The organism is Mesorhizobium sp. PAMC28654, assembly GCF_020616515.1.
Classification (GTDB): Bacteria; Pseudomonadota; Alphaproteobacteria; order Rhizobiales; family Rhizobiaceae; genus Mesorhizobium.
Genome location: NZ_CP085135.1, coordinates 3431142 through 3455535, shown reverse-complemented (window position 1 = coordinate 3455535; position 24394 = coordinate 3431142). Strand labels below are relative to the sequence as shown.

Below are 24394 nucleotides of genomic sequence, written 5' to 3'. Positions count from 1 at the left end.
GCGTCCTTCGGACGCGCAAGGGACGCTGTAGCAACTGGATTGGCGCATGATCCTTCAGAAAATCGATTCCTATTTCTGGGTCATGCGCTGGGCCGCTCTGGCCCTCACATCAGGGCACTCCATGTCATCTGTTGGCAGCAGAAGCAGGGAGAAACGATATGACCGGATCCGCCAAGGCAACCGTCTTCATCGACAATGAGCGCGTCATCGTCACCGAATACCGCTTCGCGCCGGGTGACAACACCGGCTGGCACCGCCACGGCCACGACTATGTCGTGGTGCCGCTGATGGACGGCAAGGTGAAGCTGTTGACCAAGGACGGCGAGTCCTTTGCCGAAATGAAGAAGGGTGCGCCCTATTTTCGCAAGGAAGGCGTCGAACATGACGTCATCAGCGCCAATGAGGGCGAATACGCTTTTATCGAGATCGAGCTGAAATAGCGCTGCTAAGGTCGTCTCTGGCGACCCTACGTTGGCGGCGTGCCGTTCTCGGCCAGGACCGCGCCGGCCAGGTACAATGACCCGCCGATCAGGATGCGTGGTGCCGGGCCGTCCCAGGTGTCGCGCAGCAGCATCAGCGCGCTGGCGACGGAACTCACCGGTTCGGCCGACAGGCCGGCCTCCGTGGCGCGGATCGCCAACTCATCATTCGGCACGCCGGCGTCGCTCATGCTCACCGGCACCGTATAAACGTGACGTGCCAGCCCCTTGAAGGCGGCGAAATAGCCACTCTGGTCCTTGGTGTTGATCATGCCTGAGATGAGGAAGAGCGGACGCGGGTTCTTTTCTTCCTGCTCGGCCAGCGCTTCGGCAACGACGACGCCGGCGCCCGGATTGTGCCCACCGTCCAGCCAGATGTCGGCGCCCTTCGGCGCCAGCTCCGCCAGCCTGCCCTGCGCCAGCTTCTGCATCCGGCCGGGCCAGGCGACGTTTGTCATCGCCTTTTCGGCGGCGCGATGGCTGATCTGGAAACCCGCCGCCTTGACCGCCGCGATCGCCGCGGCCGCATTGGCGAACTGATGGCGCCCCGGCAGGCGTGGCGGCGGCAAGTCCATCAACCCGTCCTCGTCCTGGTAGACCATGCGGCCGTTTTCCTCATAGGCGAGGAAATCCTGGCCGTAGACGAAGTCGGGGCAGTCGAGCCGCTCGGCGGTTTCGATGAGAACCTGCTGCGCCGTCTCGCTTTCCTGGGCGCCGATGACAACTGGGCAGCCGCGCTTCATGATCCCGGCCTTTTCGGCGGCGATCAGCTCGACCCGGTCGCCAAGATAGGCCTCGTGATCGAGCGACACCGGCATGATCACCGAGACGGCCGGCTCCTTGACGACATTGGTGGCATCGAAGCGGCCGCCGAGACCCACCTCGATGATGGCGGCGTCCGCCGGATGTTCGGAAAACAGGATGAAGGTGACAGCGGTCAGGATTTCGAAGACGGTGATCTTCTGGCCTTCATTGGCCTTGGCTACACGGGCGATGGCTTCGGCGAAGACCTTGTCCTCGACCAGTTTGCCACCGCCATCGGCGGCCAGCCGGTAGCGTTCGTGCCAGCTCACCAGATGCGGCGAGGTGTGGACATGGACGCGATAGCCGGCGGACTCGAGCAGGGCCCGTGAAAAGGCGGCGCAGGAGCCCTTGCCGTTGGTTCCGGCGATGTGGATCACCGGCGGCAGCCGGTCCTGCGGATTGCCCAGTCGTTCCAGCAGCCGCGTAATGCGGTCGAGCGAAAGGTCGAAGCCCTTCGGGTGAAGGGCCATCAGGGCTTCGATTTCGCGGTCGGCGGCGAGCGTCGTCATGGAAGAGTCCTAGGATGGCCCCGAAGACCGGAATCGGTTTCGAAAAGGACCGTGGCAATCAAAAGCTACAGCGCCACGGCCCTGGTGCGATCGCGGCTCGCGGCGTTTCGTGTCGCGTCAGGCCTGCGGCCGTGCTTCCGCGGAGACCACCGCCGGCGGCAGGATTTCCGGCTCCAGCGGCTTTTGCTCCTCGGGCATCTTGAGCAGCATTTTCAGCAACCGCGCGATCGTCTCGCGCATCTGTAGCCGCGACACCACCATGTCGACCATGCCGTGATCCATCAGATATTCGGAGCGCTGGAAGCCGTCCGGCAGTTTTTCCCGGATGGTCTGCTCGATAACGCGCGGTCCGGCAAAGCCGATCAGCGCGCCGGGTTCGGCGATGTGCACGTCACCCAGCATGGCATAGGAAGCAGTCACGCCGCCCGTGGTCGGGTTGGTCAGGACGACGATGTAGGGCAGGCCGGCTTCCTTCAGCCGGTCGACGCCGACCGTGGTCCTCGGCAGCTGCATAAGTGACAAAATACCTTCCTGCATGCGCGCGCCGCCCGAGGCCGCGAACAGGATCAGCGGCCGCTTGCGCTGCAGGGCCACTTCGAAACCGTGCACAATGGCGTCACCGGCGGCCATGCCGAGCGAGCCACCCATGAAGGCGAAGTCCTGCACCGTCACCACCACGGGCAAGCCTTCGATGGTCCCCAGCGCATTGATGATCGCATCTTCCAGGCCGGTCTTGGCCTTGGCGTCCTTCAGCCGGTCGACATAGCGTTTCTCGTCGCGGAACTTCAGTGGATCCTGCATGACCTTGGGGTTTTCCAGGGTCTCGTATTTGCCGTCATCGAAGAAGAATCTCAGCCGCTCCTTGGCCGAGATCTTCATGTGATGCCCAGAGGACGGGATGACGAACTGGTTCGACTCCAGATCCTTGTGGAAGACCATCTCGCCGGTTTCCGGATCCTTGATCCAGAGATTTTCCGGCATGTCGGTGCGCCGGCCGAGCATCGAGTTGATCCTCGGGCGAACGTAATTGGTGATCCAGTTCATCGCTTCGGCTCCTGTCCTGACGAAGAGTTAGTGCGTGTCGCCCAGAAATGGGAACCGTTTTGGGAAAACGACACGCGCAAACCTGATCTAGGAAGATTATTCGGCGGCAGCAAGGCGGGCGCCGCGCACACCCTGTGCAAGTCCGCTGACCAGCGTGGCGACCGCTTCGGCCGGGTCGGCGGTTTTCTCACCCTTAGGCCCCAGCACATTGGCGACCGCGTTGACGATTGCGGTGCCGACGACGACGCCGTCGGCCGACGCGCCGATGATGCGCGCCTGCTCGGCGGTCTTGACGCCGAAGCCAACGCAGACCGGCAGGTCGGTATGGCCCTTGATACGCTTCACCGCAGCCGCCACCTTGCCGGTATCGGCAAGCGCCGAACCGGTAATGCCGGTCATCGACACGTAATAGACGAAGCCCGACGTGTTCTGCAGCACCTTGGGCAGGCGCTTGTCGTCGGTGGTCGGTGTCGCCAGCCGGATGAAATTGATGCCGGCCTTCAGCGCCGGAATGCACAGTTCCTCGTCCATCTCCGGCGGCAGGTCGACGACGATCAGTCCGTCGATGCCGCTGGCCAGCGCATCCTTGAGGAAACGGTCGACGCCGTAAACGTAGATCGGGTTGTAGTAGCCCATCAGCACGATTGGCGTTTCATTGTCGCCGGTGCGGAATTCCGACGCCATCTTCAGCGTCTTGGCCAGTGTCTGGCCGGCCTTCAACGCGCGCAGGCCTGCAGCCTGGATCGCCGGGCCGTCGGCCATCGGGTCGGAGAAGGGCATGCCGAGCTCGATGATGTCGGCCCCGGCCTTGGGCAGCGCCTTCATGATCGACAGCGAGGTGTCGTAGTCGGGGTCGCCGCCCATGAAATAGGTGACGAGCGCCGGGCGGCCTTCGGTCTTCAGCTTCGCCATGCGGCGGTCGATGCGGGTGGTCATGATCAGATCTCCATGCCCAGCATCGAGGCCACCGTATGCACGTCCTTGTCGCCACGGCCGGACAGGTTGACGATGACGATCTGGTCCTTGTCCATGGCCGGCACGATCTTCACCGCATGCGCGATGGCGTGTGCCGATTCCAGTGCCGGAATGATCCCCTCGACCCGCGTCGTCAGCTTGAAAGCCTCCAGCGCCTCATCGTCGAGGATCGGCACATACTCAACGCGGCCGCTGTCGCGCAGCCAGGAATGCTCGGGACCGACACCGGGATAATCGAGGCCGGCCGAGATCGAATGGCCGTCCATGATCTGCCCGTCGGCATTCTGCAGCAGATAGGTACGGTTGCCGTGCAGGACGCCCGGCGAGCCGGCATTCATCGAGGCGCAATGCTCGATGCCGTCGAGACCGCGTCCGCCGGCTTCGATGCCGATGATGCGAACATCCTTGTCGTCAAGGAAAGGATGGAACATGCCGATGGCGTTCGAGCCGCCGCCGACGGCGGCGATGATCGTGTCCGGCAGCCGGCCTTCCTGTTCGAGGATCTGGGCGCGTGCTTCGATGCCGATGACAGACTGGAACTCGCGCACCAGTTCCGGGTACGGGTGTGGGCCAGCGGCGGTGCCGATCAGATAGTAGGTGTCCTCGACATTGGTCACCCAATCACGAAGGGCTTCGTTCATGGCGTCCTTCAGCGTGCCGTGACCGGCGGTCACCGGCCGTACCTCGGCACCCAGCAGCTTCATGCGGAACACGTTGGGGCTTTGGCGGGCGACGTCGGTCGCGCCCATATAGACGACGCAGGGAAAGCCGAACCGGGCCGCCACCGTGGCCGATGCAACACCGTGCTGGCCTGCACCGGTTTCGGCAATGATCCGCTTCTTGCCCATGCGCTTGGCCAGCAGGATCTGGCCGAGGCAGTTGTTGATCTTGTGCGAGCCGGTGTGGTTCAGGTCCTCGCGCTTGAAATAGACCTTGGCGCCGCCCCCGAGGCCCTTCGCCGAGGAAACCTCACGAAGATGTCTGGTCAGGCCTTCGGCGAAGTAGAGCTTCGACGGGCGCCCGGCATAGTGTGTCGACAGGTTCTGCAGTTCGGCCTTGAAATCCGGATCGTTCTTGACCTCGTTCCAGTTCCGTTCGAGGTCGAGGATCAGCGGCATCAGCGTCTCGGCGACGAAACGCCCGCCAAAGATGCCGAACATGCCCTGTTCGTCGGGTCCGGTGCGGAAGGAATTGGGTGTCGCCGGCTTGTTCATCGCCGATCTCCTACGTCCTGATGTGCGGCATGCCTTTGTCGGAAAACCGGTTCCCGGTCTTCCGCGGCATGCCCTGGTTCGATCCGTCAGGCGGCGCGATTGTCGGTCGCTGCCCTGACGGCCCGGAAAAACTGTTCTATCAGCGCCGGATCCTTGACGCCCGGCGCACTTTCCACGCCCGACGAAATGTCTATTCCGGGCGGGTTTGCTAGCCGAAGGGCATCGCCGATATTGGCGACGTTGAGCCCACCGGAAAGCATGTAATCGACGCCAGCGTCAAGGCCGGTGAGAATATGCCAATCGAAAGAGACGCCGTTGCCGCCCGGCAGCTCGGAACCTTTCGGCGGCTTTGCATCGAACAGGAAGCGATCGGCAATGCCGGTGAAGGGGGCAATCCGCTCCAGATCGGCGGCCTCGCTGACCGACAGCGCCTTGATCACCGGCAGGCCGTAACGCGCCTTCACCTCGGCCACCCGTGCCGGGCTTTCCGAGCCGTGAAGCTGCAGCATGTCGGGACGCATCTTTTCGACGATCCCGTCCAGGAGCGCATCGCTGGCGTCGACCGTGACGGCGACCGCGCTGGCCTTGCCGGTCGCGGCTTCACGCAGGAGGCCCGCGTCCGAAGGCTCGATGAAGCGCGGGCTCTTGGCGAAGAAAATAAAGCCGACATGGCTGGCCCCGCCGGCCAATGCCGCGGCCATTGCCTCGTCGGTCTTCAACCCGCAGATCTTGATGTCGAGCGCCATGGCGCGGGAATTGGCACGAAACGGCTAAAGAGTCGAGAAAAAGCGCATGTTTGCCGGCAACGCCAAAGGCGCTACCTATGGACGAACACGACGCAAGGCGGGAGCACAATCATGGCAGACAGAACCGTTGCCGAACTCAGTCAGAAGATCGCGCAGGCGCGCGAGGTCATCGCCCATCTGATGGACAAGGCCGCCTTCAACGGCGCCGAGGCGCACCGCGCCCTCGACTATTTCGGCGGCGATGCCTTCGACAGCAACTTCCTGCCATGGCCGCACCATCCCGATGAGGGGCTGAAGCCCAGCGAACTCAACGCCAGCAATGATGATTGAATTGAATGGACGCAAGTTTAGGCGGGCCCATCTGACTACTCGAACACGATCGCCTGCAGCGCGCCGCCATTGCGCTTCAGCCAGGCCTTGCAGCGCTCGGTGTCCGGGCAAAGCTCTTTGCACAGAGCCCAGAAGTCCGGGCCATGGTTCATCTCCTTGAGGTGCGCCACCTCATGCGCGACGAGGTAATTTATCACCGGCGCCGGCGCCATCATGATGCGCCAGGAAAACGACAGGCTGCCATCGGAGGTGCACGAGCCCCAGCGGCTTGACGTGTCCTTGAAGCGGATCGCCTTGGCCCGCTTGCCCAACGCCCCGGTGTGTTTCACCACCAGTGCCTCGATCTCGCGCTTGGCTTCGCGCTTCAGGAAGTCGGCGATGCGGCGCGGCAGGTGTATGCGGTCGCCATGGACGACCAGCGTCGGCCCAGCGCCGCTATTCTCGACCGAGACCGTGCCGCGCTTGCCCGGTTCATGCATGACGAGATGCGGTACGCCGCGCAGGGGTATCTTGATGCCGGGCCGCACTTGCGGCCGGTCGGGCACCTTGGCCAGCCGCTGCTCCAGCCAGCCCTGATGCCGATGCAGGAATTTCTCCACCTCGCCCCGGCGCAGGCCGGGTGGGACGGTGATGCGCAGGCCGCGACCGCCGGAATCTATGCGCAGCGTCAGTCGTCGCGCGCGGTCGTTTTCGACGATCTTGAGCGGCAGCGAGCGGCCCGCGACAACATGCTCGCGCTCCTCGACCGGCGCGGGCTTGGGCTTGGTCGGATTGCGGAAGAAGCCGAAGGACATTGGCGCAACGTTACGCGATTCGAGGAAACGAGTAGAACAGAAAAGAAACGGCGTCGCTTTCGCGACGCCGCCATCTGTGGAGTGGCCGGTCGCTGGTCTCAGTCGTCGAGCAGGCCAGAGCCCTTGCCGCCACGCTTGGTGGTCGTCGTGTCCGTCGTCGTGGGAGCCGTCGACTTGTTGCGATTCGCCATGAAGCGATCGAACTCGTCCTGGTCCTTGGCGCGGCGCAATTCGCGGGCATACTCGTCAAACTGGGTCAGCATCTCGTCGAGCTTGCGGCGCTCTTCGTTGAGCCGTTCGAGTTCCTTTTCACGCCAGTCGTCGAAAGCCACGTTGCCGGTACGGGCGGAACCATGGCCCCAGCGCGCGGCCTTGTCGGAACCGCGGCGGCAGCCGGCGAAGATGCCGTCCGTTGCCCGGTTGACGTCGCGCTTGAAGCCATCAAGCCGGTCGCCCCAGATTATGTAGGCAAGCATGGCGAAGCCGAGCGGCCAGAACACCATGAAGCCGATGACCATCAACGCGATGGTCGCCGGCGTCCAGGCCGGACGGATCAGTGCGGATGTGTTCATTTTCTCCGATTCCTTCGGTTGGAGACAGCCATCTGGCTGCGTGGAATCGAAATGGGATCGGGAAAACGGCGATTCAAGACAGCTTCAGCCAAAACCGGACAAGGGCCTGAAATGATTATCGCTTTTTGAGTATATCGAGGAAAAGCAATGCCAACCCCGCGATCAGGCCCCAGAATGCCGCGCCGACGCCGAACAGTGTCAGCCCCGATGCGGTGACGACGAATGTGACGGTGGCGGCCATGCGCTCACCCTCGTCCTTCAGCGCGATCGACAGCGCATTGGCCAGCGACGCCATCAGCGCCAGGCCGGCGACCAGCACGATCAGGCTTTGCGGCAGGACGGCGAAGATCGCCACCAGCGAAGCGCCGAATATCGCGAAGATGAGATAGGCAAGCGCATAGAACGGCCCTGTCTTCCAGCGCTCGGCGGGGTCCGGGTGGACGTCGGGTCCCGTGCAGATCGCCGCCGAGATCGCCGCCAGATTGGTGGTCGCGGCACCGAACGGCGCCGACAATAGCGAAAAAAGGCCGGTGACGCCGATCAGCGGACCGGGCTCGGGGTCGTAGCCGGCGGCGCGCAGCACCGCGAGGCCCGACAGGTTCTGCGAGGCCATGGTGACGAGATAGAGCGGCAGCGCCAGGCCGATGATCGCCTTGGCGGTGAAGTCGGGTGCAATCAGCGTCAGTGTCGACAGTTCGGGCGTTGGCAGGCCGCCGACACGACCGGTCAGGAAGGCGGCGAGGCCGCCGCCGACCAGCACCGCCAGCACCGACAGCGCCGGATTGAACAGGCGGATGACGAAGAAGGCGGCGATCAGCGGCAGGATCAGCCATGGATCTGCCGGGACGGCTTTCACCGCGTTGAGGGCGAAGGTGACGACGATGCCGGCCAGCATTCCCGAGGCGACGGAAGGGGGTATCCTGGAGATGAGCTTCGTCAGTGGCCGAAACAGTCCGGTGGCGATCAGAAGGATGCCGGTGACGATGAAGGCGCCGACGGCCTCGCCCATCGAAAAGCCACTCGATGCAGCGATCAGCGCCAGTCCTGGCGTCGACCAGGCCGTGATGACAGGCATTTTCGTGCGCCATGACAGCCACAGGCTCTCTATCGCCATGGCCAGGCAGATTGCCGTTACCCAGCTCGCTGTTTCGATCTGCGTCGCGCCGACCGCCTTGGCGGCGGCAATGACAATGGCCAGCGTGCCGCCAAAACCGACGATCGCCGCGACGAAGGCCGATACGGGAATGGAAACGCGCATATGTCTTTACCCCGCCTGTCGTGTCATGGCGTCCACCGCGCGAACCAGCATGTCGAGATCCTGCGGCCGCGACAGCCGGTGGTCGCCGTCGGGAATGAGCGAAAGCGTCACGTCGTCGGCGGGCAGCAGGCTGACCAGCTTCAAGGCATGGCTTGCCGGCACGTCGGCGTCGGCCAGTCCCTGCAGGATGTGGACGGGGCAATGCGTGTCGATCGGCCCGGTCATCACCCGGTTGTTACGGCCATCCTCGATCAGGGCACGCGTATAGATATAAGGCTCGGTCGAATATTCCGACGATTCGCCAAAGAAGCCATTTTCCGCAAGGTCGTGCTTTTGCGCCTCGGTCAGCACCGGTTCGATCAGCTCGGCGGTGAAATCCGGCGCCGGCGCCAGCAGCACCAGGCCGGCGACACGGTCGTCTCCCGCCTTGCGCAACTCCTGCACCATGCGCAGCGCGATCCAGGCGCCCATCGACGAGCCGACCAGGATCTGTTTGCCCTTGGTAAAATGGCGCAAGACCGCGACGCTCTGCGAAAGCCATTTCGAGATCGTGCCATCGACAAAGGCGCCGCCTGATTCGCCATGGCCGGAATAGTCGTGGCGCAGGAAGGCGCGGCCTTCACGGCCTGTCCATTCCGACAGCACCTCGGCCTTGGTGCCCAGCATGTCGGATTTGTAGCCGCCGAGCCAGACAATGCCGGGCTCCACACCCGCGGCATGCCTGACGGCAATGCGCGATCCGTCGACGTCCAGAAAAATCGGGGCGGTCATGGCTTGTTCCCTCACTCCGGTCTTTTGACACAGGCTTGGCCGGTGCGAAAAGTGGCCTTGAGCTTTCTTTGCTTGGTACAGGCTCGCGATCAGGTGATTTCCTGTGAGCGCTGTGCTATTGACTCCGCCCGCGCGCTTACCACATTGGCGCATCCAGAGATTTGAACTGAAGAACCCTGAACGCAACGGCCAAGGAGACCACGACCATTCGCAGACCTTTCAAAGCAGCGGCGCCTACCAAGGATGGCCCGCGCTCCAACCGTGACATCCGGGTTCCCCGGGTCCAGCTTATCGACGCCGAAGGCCAGAACCGCGGCGATGTTTCCATCAACGACGCATTGCTGCTCGCCGAAGAGGCCGGTCTCGACCTGGTCGAGATATCGCCCAATGCGATACCGCCTGTCGTCAAGATTCTCGATCTAGGCAAGTTGAAATACGCCAACCAGAAGAAGGCGGCCGAAGCGCGCAAGAATCAGAAGGTCATCGAGATCAAGGAGATCAAGATGCGCCCGAACATCGACAGCCACGATTACGAGACCAAGATGAAGGCCGTTCGGCGCTTCTTCGAGGAAGGTGACAAGGTCAAGCTGACATTGCGCTTTCGTGGCCGCGAGATGGCGCATATGGAACTTGGCATGCAGCTTCTGAACAAGGTTCGCGAAGAGGTTGCGACCATCGCCAAGGTCGAGGCGGAACCGAAGCTCGAAGGCCGACAGATGATGATGGTGCTGGCGCCTCGCTAAAATCCGCCTGAATCGTGTTCCAAGGGCGTCCCGGCGATCGGCGGGACGCCTATTTTACAGGCCTCGCTGCGATCGCAGGCAACGTTCCTCGACGATCGGGATTCGACATGAGCGACAACGAAATCAAGTACGCGCTGGGCAACTATCAGCGGACGCGTAGGATCATGATCGCGGTGCTTGTTGTATTTCTGTTCGTTGTCTTGCTTGTCGGGCAGTCGTATTTTCCTCCCGACACGCCGGTACATGAGTTGCTGGAGACGTTCGGCGTCGTGCTGATCTTCCTCGGCATCATCGGCCGGCTGTGGGCGACGCTCTATATTGGTGGGCGCAAATCCGCCGAGGTGGTGTCCGGCGGGCCTTATTCGATCACCCGCAATCCGCTCTATTTGTTTTCGAGTATTGCCGCTTGTGGTGTCGGCGCGCAGCTTGGCTCGATCACCGCCACGATCGGCTTTGGCGTGATCTGCGCCGCGGCCTTCTATATCGTCATCTTGCGTGAGGAGAAATTCCTCAAGGAAGCGCTGGGTGCGCCATATCTGGCCTACATGGCGCGGGTGCCGCGCTTCTTCCCCAAGCTTTCGCTGTACGAGGAGGGGGATACCGGCAGCTTCAAGCCGCGGGTGCTCTTGATCACGCTGATGGACGGCCTGGTCTTCCTCGTGGCCCTGCCGGCCTTCGAACTGGTCGATGGCGCGCAGCAGGCGGGCATTTTGCCGGTGCTGTTCCGCTTTCCCTGAGGCGGACCCGGCGCGGGCCTCGAATGCCGCGCTTCCAGAACGAGCGGCGCGGTAGGTGTTGCGCGCCGGCTCACTTTGACGTATAGGACCGCCGTCTCGCGCATCCGCCTGAAAATAGGTTTTGTTTTTGGCGATCACGATGCGGGGGTTCAAGACATTAGAGCGACGCAAGGCGTTCTAAGAAAAACCGCCCGGCAGGGCATGCCGTGGCGGTTTCATTTGCTTTTCGGGCTTTGGTCGGCCCGGAGCGAACAAAAAGCGCGATAGTGCGCCACATACGGAGTAGCAAAATGCCCAAGATGAAGACCAAGTCAGCCGCCAAAAAGCGGTTCAAGATCACAGGTACGGGTAAAGTCCTGTCGGCTGCGGCCGGCAAGCGTCACGGCATGATCAAGCGTTCCAACAAGTTCATTCGAAATGCCCGCGGCACGATGGTTCTGGCTGAACCGGATGGCAAGAAGGTCATCAAGAATTTTCTGCCGAACGGCCTCTAAGGCATTCGGTCCGGACACGCATTTGTTTTACGCAATTCCGAACGGAAAACCGAAGGGCATTTTTCCTGGAATTGCTTTTAAGGAGATCATGACATGGCACGCGTAAAGAGAGGCGTCACCTCGCACGCCAAGCACAAGAAGGTCCTGAAAGCCGCGAAAGGCTTTTACGGCCGCCGCAAGAACACCATCCGCATCGCCAAGCAGGCGGTGGAAAAGTCGATGCAGTACGCGTATCGCGACCGCAAGAACCGCAAGCGCTCGTTCCGCGCCCTGTGGATTCAGCGCATCAATGCCGCGACGCACGAGCACGGCCTGACCTATGGCCGCTTCATCGACGGCCTCAACAAGTCCGGCATCGAGATCGATCGCAAGATCCTGTCCGACATGGCCATCCATGAGCCGCAGGCTTTCGCCGCCCTGGTCGCCAAGGCCAAGGTCGCGCTCGAATATCTGAAGAACACCACGCCGAACGCTTTTGAAAGCGCTGTCGCCTAAGACCAGCGCTTCCCAAGCATTCGAAATTCTGATTTGGGGAACCCGCGCTGGCACGGCTGGCGCGGGTTTTCTTATGCCTGAACTTTCAACTTAACAGTGATTTTCACTTTAGGCTGATTTCCAACGTAGCGAGCTTGACCGTGAACGACGCAACCACTGGCTTGGAAACTCTCGAAAATTCCCTGATGGCCGACATAGCGTCGGCAGCAGACGAGGCCGCTATCGAAGCCGTGCGCGTCGCCGCACTGGGCAAGAAGGGCTCGGTTTCCGAAATGCTGAAGACGCTGGGCGCGATGAGCGCCGAGGAGCGCCAGTTGAAGGGCCCGGCCATCAACGGCCTCAAGAACCGCGTCACCGACGCGCTCACCACGCGACGGGCCGAACTGAAGGATGTGGCGATCACCGCCCGCCTTGCCGCTGAAAAGGTCGATGTGACCTTGCCGGTGCGGCAGTCGCCGGCCGAGCGTGGCCGCATCCATCCGATCAGCCAGGTCATCGACGAGATCGCGGCGATCTTCGGCGATCTCGGCTTTGCTATCGCCGAAGGTCCGGATATCGAGACCGATTACTACAATTTCACCGCGCTGAATTTCCCGGAGGGGCATCCGGCGCGCGAGATGCATGACACCTTCTTCTTCCAGCCGGACGAGAAGGGAGAGCGCAAGCTGTTGCGCACCCACACCTCGCCGGTGCAGATCCGCACCATGGAGACGCAGAAGCCGCCGATCCGCATCGTCATTCCCGGCAAGACTTATCGCCAGGATTCCGATGCCACCCACTCGCCGATGTTCCATCAGGTCGAGGGGCTGGTGATCGACAAGACGGCCAATGTCGCCAACATGAAATGGGTGCTGGAGGAGTTCTGCAAGGCCTTCTTCGAGGTGCCGTCGGTCAAGATGCGCTTTCGCCCGTCCTTCTTCCCGTTCACCGAGCCCAGCCTCGAGGTCGACATCCAGTGCGACCGCTCCAGGCCCGGCGAGGTGCGCTTCGGCGAAGGCTCCGACTGGATGGAAATCCTTGGCTGCGGCATGGTCCACCCCAATGTGCTGAGGGCCGGCGGACTCGACCCCGACGAGTATCAGGGCTTTGCCTGGGGCATGGGCATCGACCGCATCGCCATGCTGAAATACGGCATGCCGGACCTGCGCGCCTTCTTCGACGCGGACGTGCGCTGGCTGTCGCACTACGGCTTCCGGCCGCTCGACATGCCGACGCTGTTCGGAGGCTTGAGCGCATGACAGCCGCCCACGCCGGCGGCTGCCGCTGCGGCGCCGTGCGGTTCGAGGCCTCGGCCGAACCGCACCATGTCAGCTATTGCCATTGCGGCGATTGCCGGCGGGCCAGCGGCGCGCCGGTATCGGCCTTTGTCGGCTTCCTCGTCGATCAGGTGGCCTTCACCGGCAAGGCGCTGAAGATGTTCGAGAACGGCCCGGTGACGCGGTCGTTCTGCGGCATCTGCGGCTCGCCCATCGCCTATGTCGACGAGCGTCTGGAGGACGATATCTACTTCATGCTCGGCGCCATGGACATGCCCGCTGATTTCACGCCGACGCAGCATGCCTATGTGAGCGAGCAGCTTCCTTTCCTGCACATGTCCGACGACTTGCCGAGACATTTGAAAACAAGCGTCAAAAGACCAGACGGAACACAGTCATGAAATTCACCCTCTCCTGGCTCAAGGATCACCTCGAGACCGACGCGTCGCTCAACGAAATCGTCGAGCGGCTGACGTCGATCGGCCTCGAAGTCGAGCATGTCGACGACAAGTCGAGCCTGAAGCCCTTCGTCATCGCCAGGGTGTTGACGGCGGTGCAGCACCCGGATGCCGATCGCCTGCGCGTGCTGACCGTCGACACCGGCGACGGCAAGCCGCCCGTGCAGGTGGTGTGCGGCGCACCGAATGCCCGCGCGGGCCTGATCGGCGCCTTTGCAGCGCCCGGCGCCTATGTGCCCGGCATCGACGTAACGCTGACGGTCGGCAAGATCAGGGGCGTCGAAAGCCACGGCATGATGTGTTCCGAGCGCGAGCTGGAACTGTCCGACGAGCACAACGGCATCATCGACCTGCCCGAGGATGCGCCGGTCGGCACCAGTTTCGCCGCCTATGCGCATCTCGACGATCCGATGATCGAGATCAACCTCACGCCGAACCGTCCTGACGCGACAAGCGTCTACGGCATCGCCCGCGATCTGGCGGCGAGCGGGCTTGGCCGCCTCGTCGGCGGCGCGATCATGCCGCATGTCGGCGCAGGCATGTGCCCGGTCAAGGTGGCGATCGAAGCTCCGGAGCTCTGCCCGGGCTTTGCGCTCAGGCTGGTCAAGGGCGTGAAGAACGGCCCGTCGCCGAAATGGCTGCAGCAGCGGCTGATCGCCATCGGGCTGCGCCCGATCAGCGCGCTGGTCGACATCACCAATTACGTCACCTTCGACCGCGGCCGTCCGCTGCATGTGTTCGACGCGAGCAAGGTTGCCGGCAATCTTGTCGTGCGCCGCGCGCGCGACGGTGAGAAGGTACTGGCGCTCGACGGTCGCGAATATACGCTGACGCCGGACATGTGCGTCATCGCCGATCAGGATGGCGTCGAGTCGATTGCCGGCATCATGGGCGGCGAGCATTCCGGCTGTGACGAGAACACCACCGACGTGCTCATCGAATCCGCGCTCTGGGACCCGATCACCACCGCGCGCACCGGCCGCACGCTCGGCATCATCACCGATGCGCGCTACCGTTTCGAGCGCGGCGTCGACCCTGAGTTCATGGTGCCGGGTGTCGAACTGGCAACGAAACTGGTGCTTGATCTCTGCGGCGGCACGCCGACGGAGACCGAAGTCGTCGGCTATGCCGGTCACAAGCCGAAGATGGTTTCCTTCCCGCTGTCGGACATCAAGCGCCTGACCGGGATCGAGGTCCCGAAGGCTGAAAGCCTGGGCATTCTGTCGCGCCTCGGTTTCACGCCGGATGGATCGGGTGACGTAGTCAACGTCACCGTGCCGTCCTGGCGGCCCGATGTCGACGGCAAGGCCGATCTGGTCGAGGAGGTCATGCGCATCCATGGCGTCGACAACATCGCGCCGCAGCCGCTCGGTTCGCATGACGCGGTCAACGGCAAGATCCTGACGACGTTGCAGATCCGCACCCGCGCCGCCAAGCGCGCGCTTGCCGTGCGCGGCATGATGGAGGCCGTCACCTGGTCGTTCATCCCGGCAAAGCACGCCGAACTGTTCGGCGGCGGCCAGACGGCGCTGAAGCTCGCCAACCCGATCGCCGCTGATATGTCCGACATGCGGCCGTCGCTGCTGCCGGGCCTGATCGCCGCCGCCCAGCGCAATGCCGACAAGGGCATTGGCGACGTGGCGCTGTTCGAAGTGTCGGGTACCTATGAGGGCGACGGTGCGGACCAGCAGCGGCGCGTGGCCGCTGGCGTTCGTCGCGGCACGGCCAAGCTCGACGGCTCCGGCCGCAACTGGGCCGGCAATTCAGGTCCCGTCGGCGTGTTCGACGCCAAGGCAGACGCCATCGCCGCGCTCGAAGCCTGCGGCGCGCCGGTCGACCGGCTGCAGATCGAGGCAGGTGGTCCCGCCTGGTATCATCCTGGCCGTTCCGGCACGATCAAGCTTGGACCGAAAACCGTGCTCGGCACCTTCGGCGAATTCCACCCAAAGACGCTTGAGGGTCTGGACGTCTCGGGTCCGCTTTGCGGCTTCGAAGTCTTCGTCGACGCCGTTCCCGAGCCGAAGGCAAAGCCGACGAAAACCAAGCCGAAGCTGGAATTGTCGGCCTTCCAGGCGGTGAAGCGCGATTTTGCCTTCGTCGTCGACAGGGCGGTCGAGGCCAGCACGCTGGTGCGTGCCGCGCTCGCCGCCGACAAGAAGCTGATCACCGGCGTTTCGGTCTTCGACATCTTCGAAGGCGCGGCGCTCGGCGAAGGCAAGAAGTCGATCGCCATCGAAGTCTCGATCCAGCCGATTGAGAAGACGCTGACCGACGAGGATTTCGAGGCGCTGGCCAAGCGCGTCGTCGAGAACGTTGGCAAGCAGACGGGTGGCGTACTGCGAGGCTAAAGCAATTCCAGGAAAAGTGCGTGGCGGTTTTCCGTCCGGAATTGCGCAGGACCAAGGCTTGCGAGCAGATGGCGAATCGCCCTCCAAAGGGTGATGGACCATCTGCGCTATTCCGGCCTTGCTTTCGAAGCGCAACGCACGGCGTTCTTCAAGATCGTCGCGGCTGATCCGCTGCTTGCGGAGACGTTGTCACGGGTGCGGGCGCTTGACCTTCCGGACTGGCTGGTCGTGTCCGGTGCACTCTACAACAGCGTCTGGAATCATCTGACGGGAAAGCCGCCGGGCTACGGCATCAAGGATATCGACCTGTTCTATTTCGATGACACGGACCTGTCCTACGAGGCAGAGGATGCTGTCATCCAAAGGGCGGCGAAGCACTTCGAGGGGCTGACGCTGCCGGTCGAAGTGCGCAATCAGGCGCGCGTGCATCTCTGGTACGAGACGCGCTTTGGCAATGCATATCCGACGCTGTCATCATCAGCTGAAGCGCTTTCCTATTTCGCTTCGAAGACCCATGCGGTGGGTGTCCGCTTCGATGCGGCGGGGCAGTTCGACCTTGTGGCGCCGTTCGGCCTCGACGACATCTTCTCGTTTCGCATCACGCCGAACCGGGCGCTGGACAATAGGCGCACGCATAAGGCCAAGGGCACTCGCGCGAAGGTCAACTGGCCGGAGATTACAGTGGTGCCGTGGTAGAATGTTGGCGCGAAGCACCCCCCCTCTGCTCTGCCGGGCATCTCCCCCTCAAGGGGGGAGATTGGATGTCACCTCGGCTTTCGCCAATCGCCAGCCTTGAATGAAGAGCAGGAGGGCGAAGCTGCTAATCTCCCCCCTTGAGGGGAAGATGTCCGGCAGGACAGAGGGGGTGTTTCGCGTCAACATCTCGCACGCCCTGTAGCGCGCGCCGCTGGAAAAAGGGGACGCCGAAGCGCCCCTTTTGTTTACGCTGTAACGCTCACCCATTCACCAGCGCCAACGCCGCTTCAGTGTACCGCTTGCCGGCGACTTTTTCCGGCGACAGCGCGTCGCCTATGGCAGCCACTTCGGCCACACTCAACTCGATCCCAGCCGCCGCCGCGTTCTGCTCCAGATGGCGGATTTTTCGCGCGCCGGGGATTGGCACGATGAAGTCGCCCTGGTGCAGCACCCAGGCCAGCGCCAGCTGCGCCGAGGTCACGCCTTTTTCAGCCGCCATCTTTTCCAGCGTGGCAATCACAGCCGCATTGACAGCCATCGCGTCGGCCTGGAAACGCGGCAAAGTGTGGCGCCAATCGTCGGCGCCGAGCGCTTCGGGCTTGTTGATCGTGCCCGTCAGCAAGCCACGGCCGAGCGGGCTGTAGGGGACAAAGCCGATGCCAAGTTCGCGGCAGACGGCGAACACCTCGTCTTCCGGTTCGCGGCTCCACAGCGAGTATTCGCTCTGCACGGCGGATATCGGATGCACGGCATGGGCCCGGCGGATGGTTGCGGCACTCGCTTCCGACAGGCCGAGCGCGCGCACCTTGCCCTCACGCACCAGCTCCGCCATGGCGCCGACCGTATCCTCGATCGGCACGTTCGGATCGACACGATGCTGGTAAAAGAGGTCGATCACATCGGTGCCCAGGCGCTTCAACGAGGCCTCGGCAACCGCCTTGACGTGCTCCGGACGACTGTCGACACCGGCCATGCGTTCGACGCCATTGCCTTCCTCGAGAATCTTGAAGCCGAACTTGGTGGCGATCGTCACGCGATCGCGCACCGATTTCAGCGCCTTGCCGAGCAGGACTTCGTTCTCGTAGGGGCCGTAGACTTCCGCCGTATCGAAGAAATTGACGCCGATCTCGACGGCGCGATGCAGCGTGGCGATCGCGTCGGCTTCCGGCTGGCCGCCATAGCCGAAACTCATCCCCATGCAGCCGAGGCCGACGGGGTAGACATTCAATTCATTTCCAAGCTTGCGGGTTTGCATCACCAGTCTCCTTGTTGTGATGCAAAGGAGATAGCGCCTTGCCATCCGTTCGATAATCGGCTTCTGTATGTACAGCCTGTTCTATAGAATAGATCAATGAATCGAGCACATCTCTCACAACTTGCCGTGCTGGCAACCGTCGCCCAGTGTGGAAGCTTCCGCGGCGCGGCCAAGGAATTGGCAATCGCGCCGTCGGCTGTCAGTCACGCGGTTGCCAGCCTGGAAGCACGGCTCGGTGTGCGTCTGCTGGCACGAAGCACACGCAGTGTCGCCGCGACCGAGGCAGGCGCGCAACTGCTGGAACGTCTGCGGCCGGCGCTGTCGGAGATCGACCTTGCACTGGAATCGACGATCGAATCGCGCGACAAGCCGGCGGGCAATCTCAGGCTGACCGTGCCGCGCACCGCTGCGCAGCTTACGCTTGCGCCAAGGCTCGGTGCGTTTGCCCGGGCTTTTCCCGACATCGTGCTGGAGATTGTCGTCGATGACCGGTTCGCCGACATGGTGGAAGGCGGTTTCGATGCCGGCGTGCGGCTGGGCGAAAGCCTGCAGTCGGACATGATCGCTGTGCGGATCGGTCCACCGATTCGTGGCGCCGTGGTTGCAGCCCCATCCTATTTCGAAACCATGCCTCGCCCAACCCACCCGCGCGACCTGGCCGGGCATCGCTGCGTCCGTTTCCGGTTTTCCAGCGGCGTGCTCTACCGCTGGGAGTTCGAGAAGGATGGCGAGGAACTGGAGATCGCCGTCGAGGGCCCGCTGATCGTCGGCGAGGATCGCCTGAATGTCGAAGCGGCGATCAACGGCGCCGGGATCACCTTTGTGTTCGAAGGCTATGTCGGCGATGCGATCGCCGACGGCAGGCTCGTGCGCGTGCTGGAGGACTGGTGCCCGCCCTTCGATGGCTTCTTCGTCTACTATCCCAGCCGGCGCCAGATGCGCCCGGCGCTGCGCGCCTTCGTCGATTTCTTCAAGGTGAGTGGCTGACCGGACGAAAGCCGGCTTGGCGGTCGTTCACATCCCATGCAGGCATCGATCACAAACAGCACCAGCCGCTACGGCTGGGGCGCTATCCTTCTCCACTGGCTGATTGCGCTGATCTTCATCGGCCAGTTCGGGCTCGGCTTCGTCATGGTGCGGATCACCAGCCAGCGCACCGCCTTCGAGCTGATCCTGGACTTGCTTCGGTAAAGTGGAGAGCGGGTTGCTCATTCGGCGGCGTTTCGCTCGAACTGCATCGGGCTGATGTAGTCGAGCGCGGAATGCCGCCGGATGGGATTGTAGAAGCCGTCGATATATCGGGCAATGGCGGCTTGGGCATCGGCGCGGGTAAGGAAAGAGGTGCGCCAGATCAGTTCAGTTTTCAGCGTCTTGAAGAATGTTTCGACCATGGCGTTATCAAAGCAATTGCCCTTGCCTGACATTGAGATGATGACGCCGGCGGCACGCAATTCGGCTTGGTAGTCGATAGAACAATATTGGCTGCCGCGGTCGGAGTGGTGAATGAGGCCGGGTTCCGGCTGCCGCATGACGAACGCCTTGTTGAGCGCTGCCAGAGCCAGGCTGCGGTGTAGCCGGTTGCCAGCAGCCCAGCCAACGACCTTGCGGGCAAACAGATCGATGACGACAGCAAGGTACAACCAGCCCTCCCGCGTCCAGATGTAGGAGATGTCGGCACCCCATTTCTGGTTGGGACCAGTGGCGGCAAAATCCTGGTCGATGACATTGGGGGCAACCGGAAAGGCGTGTTCGCTGTCCGTCGTGCGCTTGAACCGCCGCTTCTGTCTTGCCTGGAGGCCATTCTCCCGCATCAGACGCGCCGTTCGTCGCCGGCCAATGGCAAAGCCATTGTCTTGCAGTTCCCGCGTCATGCGCGGGCTACCATAGGTTCCGTTCGACAGCGCGAACGACGATCGCACATGCGCCAGCATTATCATGTCGTCGCGCTGCCGGCGGCACGCCGGCCGGCGCCCCCAGGCAAAGTAGCCGCTCGGGCTGACACCCAGCGTCGCGCACAAACGGTCCACAGGGAAATCCTTCTTCGCCTGGTCGATGAGCGCGAACCTCACCGACTTCCCTCCTTGACGAAAAAAGCCGTCGCCCGTTTCAAGATATCCCGCTCCTGCCGAAGGATTTCATTCTCCCGCCGCAGCCGTTTCAATTCAGCGGCGACATCAGCATCAGGCGGACGCCCAGGATCGCCCATCTCACGATCCAGCTGCCGACCCATCCATCGCGTCAGCGTCGAGAAACCAACACCAAGATCCTCCGCGATCTGCCGCTTCGTCCGACCGCTCGTTCGCACAAGGCCAACCGCCTCCGCCTTGAACGCATCCGTAAACTGTCTCTGTTTCGTCATCGAGGTCGCCTTTCATCAGAAGGAAACTCTCCACTTTTTCGGGGCAAGTCCATCCAGTTGCACAAATCTTTTGGTTTCCTGCTGCTTGGCCTGATCATCCTGCGCATCGCCTGGCGCCTCGGCAATTCCGCGCCCGCGCTTCCGGATTCGGTTGGTACCCTGGAGCGCCGGACAGCGCCCCTAGCCCACCTCGCGCTTTATGCGTTCCAGCTGGCCTTGCCTTTGTCCGGCTGGGCGCTGGTCTCGGTGTCGATGCTGGATATCCCCAGCATGCCGTTCAACCTGTTCGTCATGCCGGACCTGCCATTCGCCCAGTCGGATGCGGCCGAAAGCTTCTGGACGGCGGCGCATTGGTATCTTGCCTATGCCGGCATCGCGTTGGTGGCGCTGCATGTCGCGGCGGCGCTGCGTCATCATTTCCAGCTTGGGGATGCCGTGCTCACGCGCATGATCACGCCTTCGTCAGGTCGCGAGGGGGAATAGAGCGGACGGTTCAATCGTTCATGGGGCGAGGGCGCAGGAAATGCGCTGCCTCCAACAAGGAACAACCCCATGTATGCGCGCATCCTCGGATTTGCGGCGGTCGCCGCTTGCCTTGCCATGCCTGTTTCAGCGGCCGTCGCGCTTGGCGACGCCGCCGGCAGCTACACGATCAGCCCGGGCAGCTCCAGCATTCGCTTTTCCATAGCCAAGGCCGGTGGCGGCGGCTTCAATGGCGCCTTTGCCCGCTTCAAGGGCTCGATCCGCATCGACAACAGTGATGTCGGGCGCTCGCAGGTCAATTTCACCATCTTTCCCGAAAGCGTCGGCACAGGTCAGGGCCGCATCGATACGTTCCTGCGCTCCGATGCCGTGTTTGACGCCGCCAACAGCCCGGAAATCCAGTTCCGTTCGACCGGCGTGGAGCGCACCAGCGACACCGCGGCGCTTGTCACAGGTCGATTGACGGCGCGCGGCAAAACCTTCCCGGAAAAATTCACGGCGCAGCTCGACGGTCTCAAGGGCGGCACGATCAAATTCCATGTCACCGGCAAGGTGCTCAGGTCCCGCTACGGCATGGATGTCGGCACGCCGCTCTATTCGAACATTGTCGAGTTCGACATGACACTCACCGGAAAGCGCGGTTAGCCGTTGCAGACCTGGCACCGCATTGGCTTTTCTCCCGATTTCGGGCAAACCTCATCGCCTGTAATCGAGATGGAGAAGCGTGATGTTCCGATGGGGTGTGTTGTCGACGGCCAAGATCGGCCGCGAGCATCTGTTGCCGGCAATGGTCGAGGCCGAGAATGGCGTGCTCTCGGCGATCGCCAGCCGCGACCTGTCGAAGGCCAAGGCGCTGGCCGAACGCTTTGGCGCCCGCCATGCCTTCGGTTCCTATGAGGAACTGCTCGCCTCCAGCGAAGTCGACGGCGTCTACATCCCGCTGCCGACCTCGCAGCATGTCGAATGGGCGGCCAAGGCCATCGAAGCGGGGAAACATGTGCTGGTCGAGAAGCCGCTCGCGCTCGACGCCAAGGACATCCTGCCGCTGATCAAGCTGCGCGACCAGAAGAAAGTGCTGGTCTGCGAAGCCTTCATGGTCATCTACCACCCGCAATGGATCAAGGTTCGCGACCTCATCGCCAGCGGCGCCATCGGTCGGCTGCGCCACGTGCAGGGCGCGTTCTCCTACTACAATGTCGACCCCAACAACATGCGCAACCAGCTCGATCTTGGCGGCGGCGCGCTGCCCGATATCGGCGTCTACCCGACCGTGTCGACGCGGTTCTCCACCGGCAAGGAGCCGTTGCGCGTCCAGGCAACGATCGAGCGCGACAAGACCTTTGGTACCGACATCTATTCCTCGATCCGCGCCGATTTTGGCGACTTCGAACTGTCCTTCTATCTGTCGACGCAGATGGCGGCGCGGCAGGTGATGGTGTTCCACGGCGAGAAGGGTTTCATCGAGGTGTTCTCGCCCTTCAATGCCGGTCTCTACGACCATCACCGCGTCGAACTGCACAACCAGAACCACACCGAAGCACAGGTGTTCCGCTTCCCCGGCACGCAGCAGTACCGGCTGGAGGTCGAGACCTTTGCCAGGGCGGCACAGGGCGGCAAGGAGCGTGTCTTCACGTTGGAAGAATCCGTGCTGAACCAGAAGGTTATCGACGCCATATTCCGCGCCGGCAATACCGACGGGTGGGAGACAGTCTAGCGCTTTGTGCGACGCGATTCCGGACGGAAAACCGTTCCGCATTTTTCCTGGAATTGCTTTAGCCGGCTAACGGGGAGGGGAAAATGGCCGATGATGCGGATGTGATCATTGTCGGCGCCGGCCTGGCCGGGCTGGTTGCCGCCGCCGAGCTGGCCGAGGCCGGCAAGAAGACCATCATCGTCGACCAGGAGCCGGAGCAGTCGCTGGGCGGCCAGGCGTTCTGGTCGTTCGGCGGCCTTTTCCTCGTCGATTCGCCCGAGCAGCGGCGCATGCGCATCCGCGATTCGCATGATCTGGCGCTCGAGGACTGGATGGGTACCGCGGGCTTCGATCGCCCGGAAGATTACTGGCCGCGCAAATGGGCCGAGGCCTATGTCGGCTTTGCCGCCGGTGAAAAGCGCTCCTGGCTGAGGCAGCGCGGCATGAAATTCTTTCCCGTGGTCGGCTGGGCGGAGCGCGGCGGCGGCAATGCCGTCGGCCACGGCAATTCGGTGCCGCGCTTCCACGTCACCTGGGGCACAGGGCCCGGCGTGCTCGAACCTTTTGTCATGCGCGTGCGCGAGGCGCAAAAGCGCGGATTGATAGACTTCAGGTTCCGTCACCGGGTCAATGAACTGACGCGGACTGGCGCGACGGTGACCGGCGTGCGCGGCGACATCCTGCAGCCGAGCGATGTCGAGCGTGGCCACAAAACCTCGCGCGATGCAGCCGGTGATTTCGAACTCAAGGCGCAAGCGGTCATCATCGCTTCCGGCGGCATAGGCGCCAACCATCAGCTTGTCCGTGAAAACTGGCCGAAACGGCTCGGCGCCGCGCCGAAGCGGATGATCACCGGCGTTCCCGACCATGTCGACGGCCGCATGCTGGCGATCACCGAACAGGCCGGCGGCTCGATCATCAACCGCGACCGGATGTGGCACTATGTCGAGGGGATAAAAAACTGGGTGCCGATCTGGACCGGCCACGGCATCCGCATCCTGCCCGGCCCGTCATCGCTGTGGCTCGACGCGCGCGGCAAGCGGCTGCCGGTACCGCTCTATCCCGGCTTCGACACGCTGGGCACGCTCAGCCACATCATGAGCACCGGCTTCGACTATTCCTGGTTCATCCTGACCAGGAAGATCATCCAGAAGGAGTTCGCGCTGTCGGGCTCCGAGCAGAATCCTGATTTGACGGGAAAAAGCTGGCGCCAGGTGATCGGCCGCGCCACTTCAGGCATCCCTGGCCCGGTGAAGGCGTTCATGGAGAAGGGCGAGGATTTCATCATCGAGGCCGAACTGCCGGCGCTGGTCGCCCGCATGAACGCTCTGGCCGGCGGCGAGCCATTGCTCGAACTCGGCCAGGTCGAACGTGAAATCCGCGCGCGCGACCGGCAACTGGACAATCCCTTCTCCAAGGACATGCAGGTCACCGCGCTGCGCGGTGCCCGCGCCTATCTGGGTGATCGGCTGATCCGCACGGCCAATCCGCACAAGATGCTCGATCCGGCAAACGGGCCGCTGATCGCGGTCCGCCTCAACATCCTGACGCGCAAGACGCTGGGCGGCCTGCAGACCGATCTCGACAGCCGCGTGCTGGATGCCGGTGGTCAGCCGGTCGAAGGGCTGTATGCGGTGGGCGAGGTCGCCGGCTTCGGCGGTGGCGGCATGCATGGCTATGCGGCGCTCGAAGGCACGTTCCTCGGCGGCTGCATCTTTTCGGGCCGCGGCGCCGGCCGGGCGGCGGCACGTTCGGTGGCTTGAGGCGAGGCCGCCCGCATTTCAGCTTGGGCTGCCTATACGCCTGGGCGATAAACATATGACTTTTTTATATTTTTCAGTTTTGAGCCGCCTCGAATACAAATGCGGATGCTTTTATCTT

The 24394-nt window shown here is 62.8% G+C and carries 26 protein-coding genes and 1 pseudogene; 16 read left to right on the top strand and 11 right to left on the bottom strand.

The features are described from left to right. The first annotated feature begins 158 nt into the window (after positions 1-158). Complete coding sequence (locus LGH82_RS16870) at positions 159-440, top strand: cupin domain-containing protein (RefSeq protein ID WP_227343825.1); 282 nt, start codon at positions 159-161, stop codon at positions 438-440. A gap of 26 nt (positions 441-466) precedes the next feature. On the opposite strand, the gene LGH82_RS16865 is transcribed toward LGH82_RS16870, so the two are convergent. From LGH82_RS16865 to LGH82_RS16845, 5 genes are all read right to left on the bottom strand, one after another. Beyond that, positions 467-1792: a bifunctional folylpolyglutamate synthase/dihydrofolate synthase gene (locus LGH82_RS16865; protein WP_227343824.1), complete on the bottom strand. Its 1326-nt coding sequence runs from the start codon at positions 1790-1792 to the stop codon at positions 467-469. Positions 1793-1909: 117 nt separating this feature from the next. Then, positions 1910-2836, bottom strand: a complete 927-nt coding sequence (accD, locus tag LGH82_RS16860) for an acetyl-CoA carboxylase, carboxyltransferase subunit beta (protein WP_227343823.1) — start codon at positions 2834-2836, stop codon at positions 1910-1912. 96 nt (positions 2837-2932) lie between these two features. Then, the gene (gene trpA, locus LGH82_RS16855; protein WP_227343822.1) at positions 2933-3772 is read right to left on the bottom strand and encodes a tryptophan synthase subunit alpha; all 840 of its coding nucleotides are present in this window, start codon (positions 3770-3772) and stop codon (positions 2933-2935) included. 2 nt (positions 3773-3774) lie between these two features. After that, positions 3775-5025 (bottom strand): tryptophan synthase subunit beta, encoded by a 1251-nt coding sequence (gene trpB / locus LGH82_RS16850; protein ID WP_227343821.1) that lies wholly within the window; start codon positions 5023-5025, stop codon positions 3775-3777. Positions 5026-5111: 86 nt separating this feature from the next. Beyond that, complete coding sequence (locus LGH82_RS16845; protein WP_227343820.1) at positions 5112-5771, bottom strand: phosphoribosylanthranilate isomerase; 660 nt, start codon at positions 5769-5771, stop codon at positions 5112-5114. A gap of 111 nt (positions 5772-5882) precedes the next feature. Here LGH82_RS16845 and LGH82_RS16840 point away from each other — a divergent pair, with 111 nt between their 5' ends. After that, positions 5883-6101, top strand: a complete 219-nt coding sequence (locus LGH82_RS16840; protein WP_227343819.1) for a hypothetical protein — start codon at positions 5883-5885, stop codon at positions 6099-6101. Between the two features lie 35 nt (positions 6102-6136). Here LGH82_RS16840 and LGH82_RS16835 read toward each other — a convergent pair whose 3' ends face one another. From LGH82_RS16835 to LGH82_RS16820, 4 genes are all read right to left on the bottom strand, one after another. Further along, positions 6137-6895, bottom strand: a complete 759-nt coding sequence (locus LGH82_RS16835) for a M48 family metallopeptidase (RefSeq protein ID WP_227343818.1) — start codon at positions 6893-6895, stop codon at positions 6137-6139. A gap of 98 nt (positions 6896-6993) precedes the next feature. Next, complete coding sequence (locus LGH82_RS16830) at positions 6994-7467, bottom strand: DUF2852 domain-containing protein (protein ID WP_227343817.1); 474 nt, start codon at positions 7465-7467, stop codon at positions 6994-6996. A 115-nt stretch (positions 7468-7582) separates the two neighbouring features. Further along, complete coding sequence (locus tag LGH82_RS16825) at positions 7583-8725, bottom strand: benzoate/H(+) symporter BenE family transporter (RefSeq protein WP_227343816.1); 1143 nt, start codon at positions 8723-8725, stop codon at positions 7583-7585. A 6-nt stretch (positions 8726-8731) separates the two neighbouring features. Beyond that, positions 8732-9496 carry an alpha/beta hydrolase gene (locus LGH82_RS16820; RefSeq protein ID WP_227343815.1) on the bottom strand — a complete coding sequence of 255 codons (765 nt, stop codon included), beginning with the start codon at positions 9494-9496 and terminating at the stop codon, positions 8732-8734. A 206-nt stretch (positions 9497-9702) separates the two neighbouring features. Here LGH82_RS16820 and infC point away from each other — a divergent pair, with 206 nt between their 5' ends. From infC to LGH82_RS16780, 8 genes are all read left to right on the top strand, one after another. Next, entirely contained in the window at positions 9703-10239 is a 537-nt protein-coding gene (gene infC / locus LGH82_RS16815) for a translation initiation factor IF-3 (protein ID WP_227349611.1), read from the top strand. Between the two features lie 107 nt (positions 10240-10346). Beyond that, positions 10347-10976 carry a methyltransferase family protein gene (locus tag LGH82_RS16810; protein ID WP_227343814.1) on the top strand — a complete coding sequence of 210 codons (630 nt, stop codon included), beginning with the start codon at positions 10347-10349 and terminating at the stop codon, positions 10974-10976. 290 nt (positions 10977-11266) lie between these two features. Beyond that, positions 11267-11470 (top strand): 50S ribosomal protein L35, encoded by a 204-nt coding sequence (gene rpmI / locus LGH82_RS16805; RefSeq protein ID WP_006201248.1) that lies wholly within the window; start codon positions 11267-11269, stop codon positions 11468-11470. Positions 11471-11563: 93 nt separating this feature from the next. Next, positions 11564-11965 carry a 50S ribosomal protein L20 gene (gene rplT, locus LGH82_RS16800; protein ID WP_023672281.1) on the top strand — a complete coding sequence of 134 codons (402 nt, stop codon included), beginning with the start codon at positions 11564-11566 and terminating at the stop codon, positions 11963-11965. 185 nt (positions 11966-12150) lie between these two features. Next, positions 12151-13203, top strand: coding sequence for a phenylalanine--tRNA ligase subunit alpha (gene pheS / locus LGH82_RS16795; RefSeq protein ID WP_227343813.1), 1053 nt, complete (start codon positions 12151-12153; stop codon positions 13201-13203). Beyond that, positions 13200-13622, top strand: coding sequence for a GFA family protein (locus tag LGH82_RS16790; RefSeq protein WP_227343812.1), 423 nt, complete (start codon positions 13200-13202; stop codon positions 13620-13622). Before pheS ends, LGH82_RS16790 begins: the two co-directional genes overlap by 4 nt. Next, on the top strand, positions 13619-16027 hold the full coding sequence (gene pheT / locus LGH82_RS16785; protein ID WP_227343811.1) for a phenylalanine--tRNA ligase subunit beta: 2409 nt from the start codon (positions 13619-13621) through the stop codon (positions 16025-16027). The genes LGH82_RS16790 and pheT overlap by 4 nt, the downstream gene beginning before the upstream one ends. A 93-nt stretch (positions 16028-16120) precedes the next feature. After that, positions 16121-16723, top strand: a complete 603-nt coding sequence (locus tag LGH82_RS16780; protein WP_227343810.1) for a nucleotidyltransferase family protein — start codon at positions 16121-16123, stop codon at positions 16721-16723. Positions 16724-16982: 259 nt separating this feature from the next. Here LGH82_RS16780 and LGH82_RS16775 read toward each other — a convergent pair whose 3' ends face one another. Beyond that, complete coding sequence (locus LGH82_RS16775; RefSeq protein WP_227343809.1) at positions 16983-17978, bottom strand: aldo/keto reductase; 996 nt, start codon at positions 17976-17978, stop codon at positions 16983-16985. 96 nt (positions 17979-18074) lie between these two features. Between LGH82_RS16775 and LGH82_RS16770 the strand changes: the two genes are divergently transcribed. Next, on the top strand, positions 18075-18965 hold the full coding sequence (locus tag LGH82_RS16770; RefSeq protein WP_227343808.1) for a LysR family transcriptional regulator: 891 nt from the start codon (positions 18075-18077) through the stop codon (positions 18963-18965). A 36-nt stretch (positions 18966-19001) separates the two neighbouring features. After that, a pseudogene (locus LGH82_RS16765) lies at positions 19002-19151 on the top strand (cytochrome b); the annotation flags it as partial. A 35-nt stretch (positions 19152-19186) separates the two neighbouring features. Here LGH82_RS16765 and LGH82_RS16760 read toward each other — a convergent pair. Further along, a protein-coding gene (locus LGH82_RS16760) for an IS3 family transposase (RefSeq protein WP_413771365.1) occupies positions 19187-20337 on the bottom strand; the annotation gives its coding sequence in 2 pieces (ribosomal slippage) (positions 19187-20073 and positions 20073-20337; 1152 coding nt in all). On the opposite strand from LGH82_RS16760, the gene LGH82_RS16755 reads away from it, so the two are divergent. From LGH82_RS16755 to LGH82_RS16740, 4 genes are all read left to right on the top strand, one after another. Further along, a complete protein-coding gene (locus LGH82_RS16755; protein WP_413771470.1) occupies positions 20242-20820 on the top strand; it encodes a cytochrome b in 579 nt (192 codons plus the stop codon). The genes LGH82_RS16760 and LGH82_RS16755 overlap by 96 nt on opposite strands. Positions 20821-20889: 69 nt before the next feature. Beyond that, positions 20890-21465: a YceI family protein gene (locus tag LGH82_RS16750; RefSeq protein ID WP_227343806.1), complete on the top strand. Its 576-nt coding sequence runs from the start codon at positions 20890-20892 to the stop codon at positions 21463-21465. Positions 21466-21547: 82 nt separating this feature from the next. Beyond that, a complete protein-coding gene (locus LGH82_RS16745; RefSeq protein ID WP_227343805.1) occupies positions 21548-22534 on the top strand; it encodes a Gfo/Idh/MocA family protein in 987 nt (328 codons plus the stop codon). Positions 22535-22617: 83 nt separating this feature from the next. Continuing rightward, positions 22618-24276 (top strand): FAD-binding dehydrogenase, encoded by a 1659-nt coding sequence (locus LGH82_RS16740; RefSeq protein WP_227343804.1) that lies wholly within the window; start codon positions 22618-22620, stop codon positions 24274-24276. The last annotated feature ends 118 nt before the right edge of the window (positions 24277-24394 follow it).

Coding starts and splice junctions, on each gene's coding strand:
- LGH82_RS16870 (WP_227343825.1), top strand. CDS start 159: ATGACCGGATCCGCCAAGGCAACCGTCTTCATCGACAATGAGCGCGTC.
- pheS (WP_227343813.1), top strand. CDS start 12,151: ATGGCCGACATAGCGTCGGCAGCAGACGAGGCCGCTATCGAAGCCGTG.
- rplT (WP_023672281.1), top strand. CDS start 11,564: ATGGCACGCGTAAAGAGAGGCGTCACCTCGCACGCCAAGCACAAGAAG.
- LGH82_RS16835 (WP_227343818.1), bottom strand. CDS start 6,895: ATGTCCTTCGGCTTCTTCCGCAATCCGACCAAGCCCAAGCCCGCGCCG.
- LGH82_RS16840 (WP_227343819.1), top strand. CDS start 5,883: ATGGCAGACAGAACCGTTGCCGAACTCAGTCAGAAGATCGCGCAGGCG.
- LGH82_RS16820 (WP_227343815.1), bottom strand. CDS start 9,496: ATGACCGCCCCGATTTTTCTGGACGTCGACGGATCGCGCATTGCCGTC.
- LGH82_RS16780 (WP_227343810.1), top strand. CDS start 16,121: ATGGACCATCTGCGCTATTCCGGCCTTGCTTTCGAAGCGCAACGCACG.
- LGH82_RS16810 (WP_227343814.1), top strand. CDS start 10,347: ATGAGCGACAACGAAATCAAGTACGCGCTGGGCAACTATCAGCGGACG.
- trpB (WP_227343821.1), bottom strand. CDS start 5,025: ATGAACAAGCCGGCGACACCCAATTCCTTCCGCACCGGACCCGACGAA.
- accD (WP_227343823.1), bottom strand. CDS start 2,836: ATGAACTGGATCACCAATTACGTTCGCCCGAGGATCAACTCGATGCTC.
- LGH82_RS16770 (WP_227343808.1), top strand. CDS start 18,075: ATGAATCGAGCACATCTCTCACAACTTGCCGTGCTGGCAACCGTCGCC.
- LGH82_RS16825 (WP_227343816.1), bottom strand. CDS start 8,725: ATGCGCGTTTCCATTCCCGTATCGGCCTTCGTCGCGGCGATCGTCGGT.
- LGH82_RS16830 (WP_227343817.1), bottom strand. CDS start 7,467: ATGAACACATCCGCACTGATCCGTCCGGCCTGGACGCCGGCGACCATC.
- pheT (WP_227343811.1), top strand. CDS start 13,619: ATGAAATTCACCCTCTCCTGGCTCAAGGATCACCTCGAGACCGACGCG.
- LGH82_RS16790 (WP_227343812.1), top strand. CDS start 13,200: ATGACAGCCGCCCACGCCGGCGGCTGCCGCTGCGGCGCCGTGCGGTTC.
- LGH82_RS16865 (WP_227343824.1), bottom strand. CDS start 1,792: ATGACGACGCTCGCCGCCGACCGCGAAATCGAAGCCCTGATGGCCCTT.
- LGH82_RS16775 (WP_227343809.1), bottom strand. CDS start 17,978: ATGCAAACCCGCAAGCTTGGAAATGAATTGAATGTCTACCCCGTCGGC.
- LGH82_RS16750 (WP_227343806.1), top strand. CDS start 20,890: ATGTATGCGCGCATCCTCGGATTTGCGGCGGTCGCCGCTTGCCTTGCC.
- LGH82_RS16740 (WP_227343804.1), top strand. CDS start 22,618: ATGGCCGATGATGCGGATGTGATCATTGTCGGCGCCGGCCTGGCCGGG.
- trpA (WP_227343822.1), bottom strand. CDS start 3,772: ATGACCACCCGCATCGACCGCCGCATGGCGAAGCTGAAGACCGAAGGC.
- LGH82_RS16745 (WP_227343805.1), top strand. CDS start 21,548: ATGTTCCGATGGGGTGTGTTGTCGACGGCCAAGATCGGCCGCGAGCAT.
- LGH82_RS16845 (WP_227343820.1), bottom strand. CDS start 5,771: ATGGCGCTCGACATCAAGATCTGCGGGTTGAAGACCGACGAGGCAATG.
- rpmI (WP_006201248.1), top strand. CDS start 11,267: ATGCCCAAGATGAAGACCAAGTCAGCCGCCAAAAAGCGGTTCAAGATC.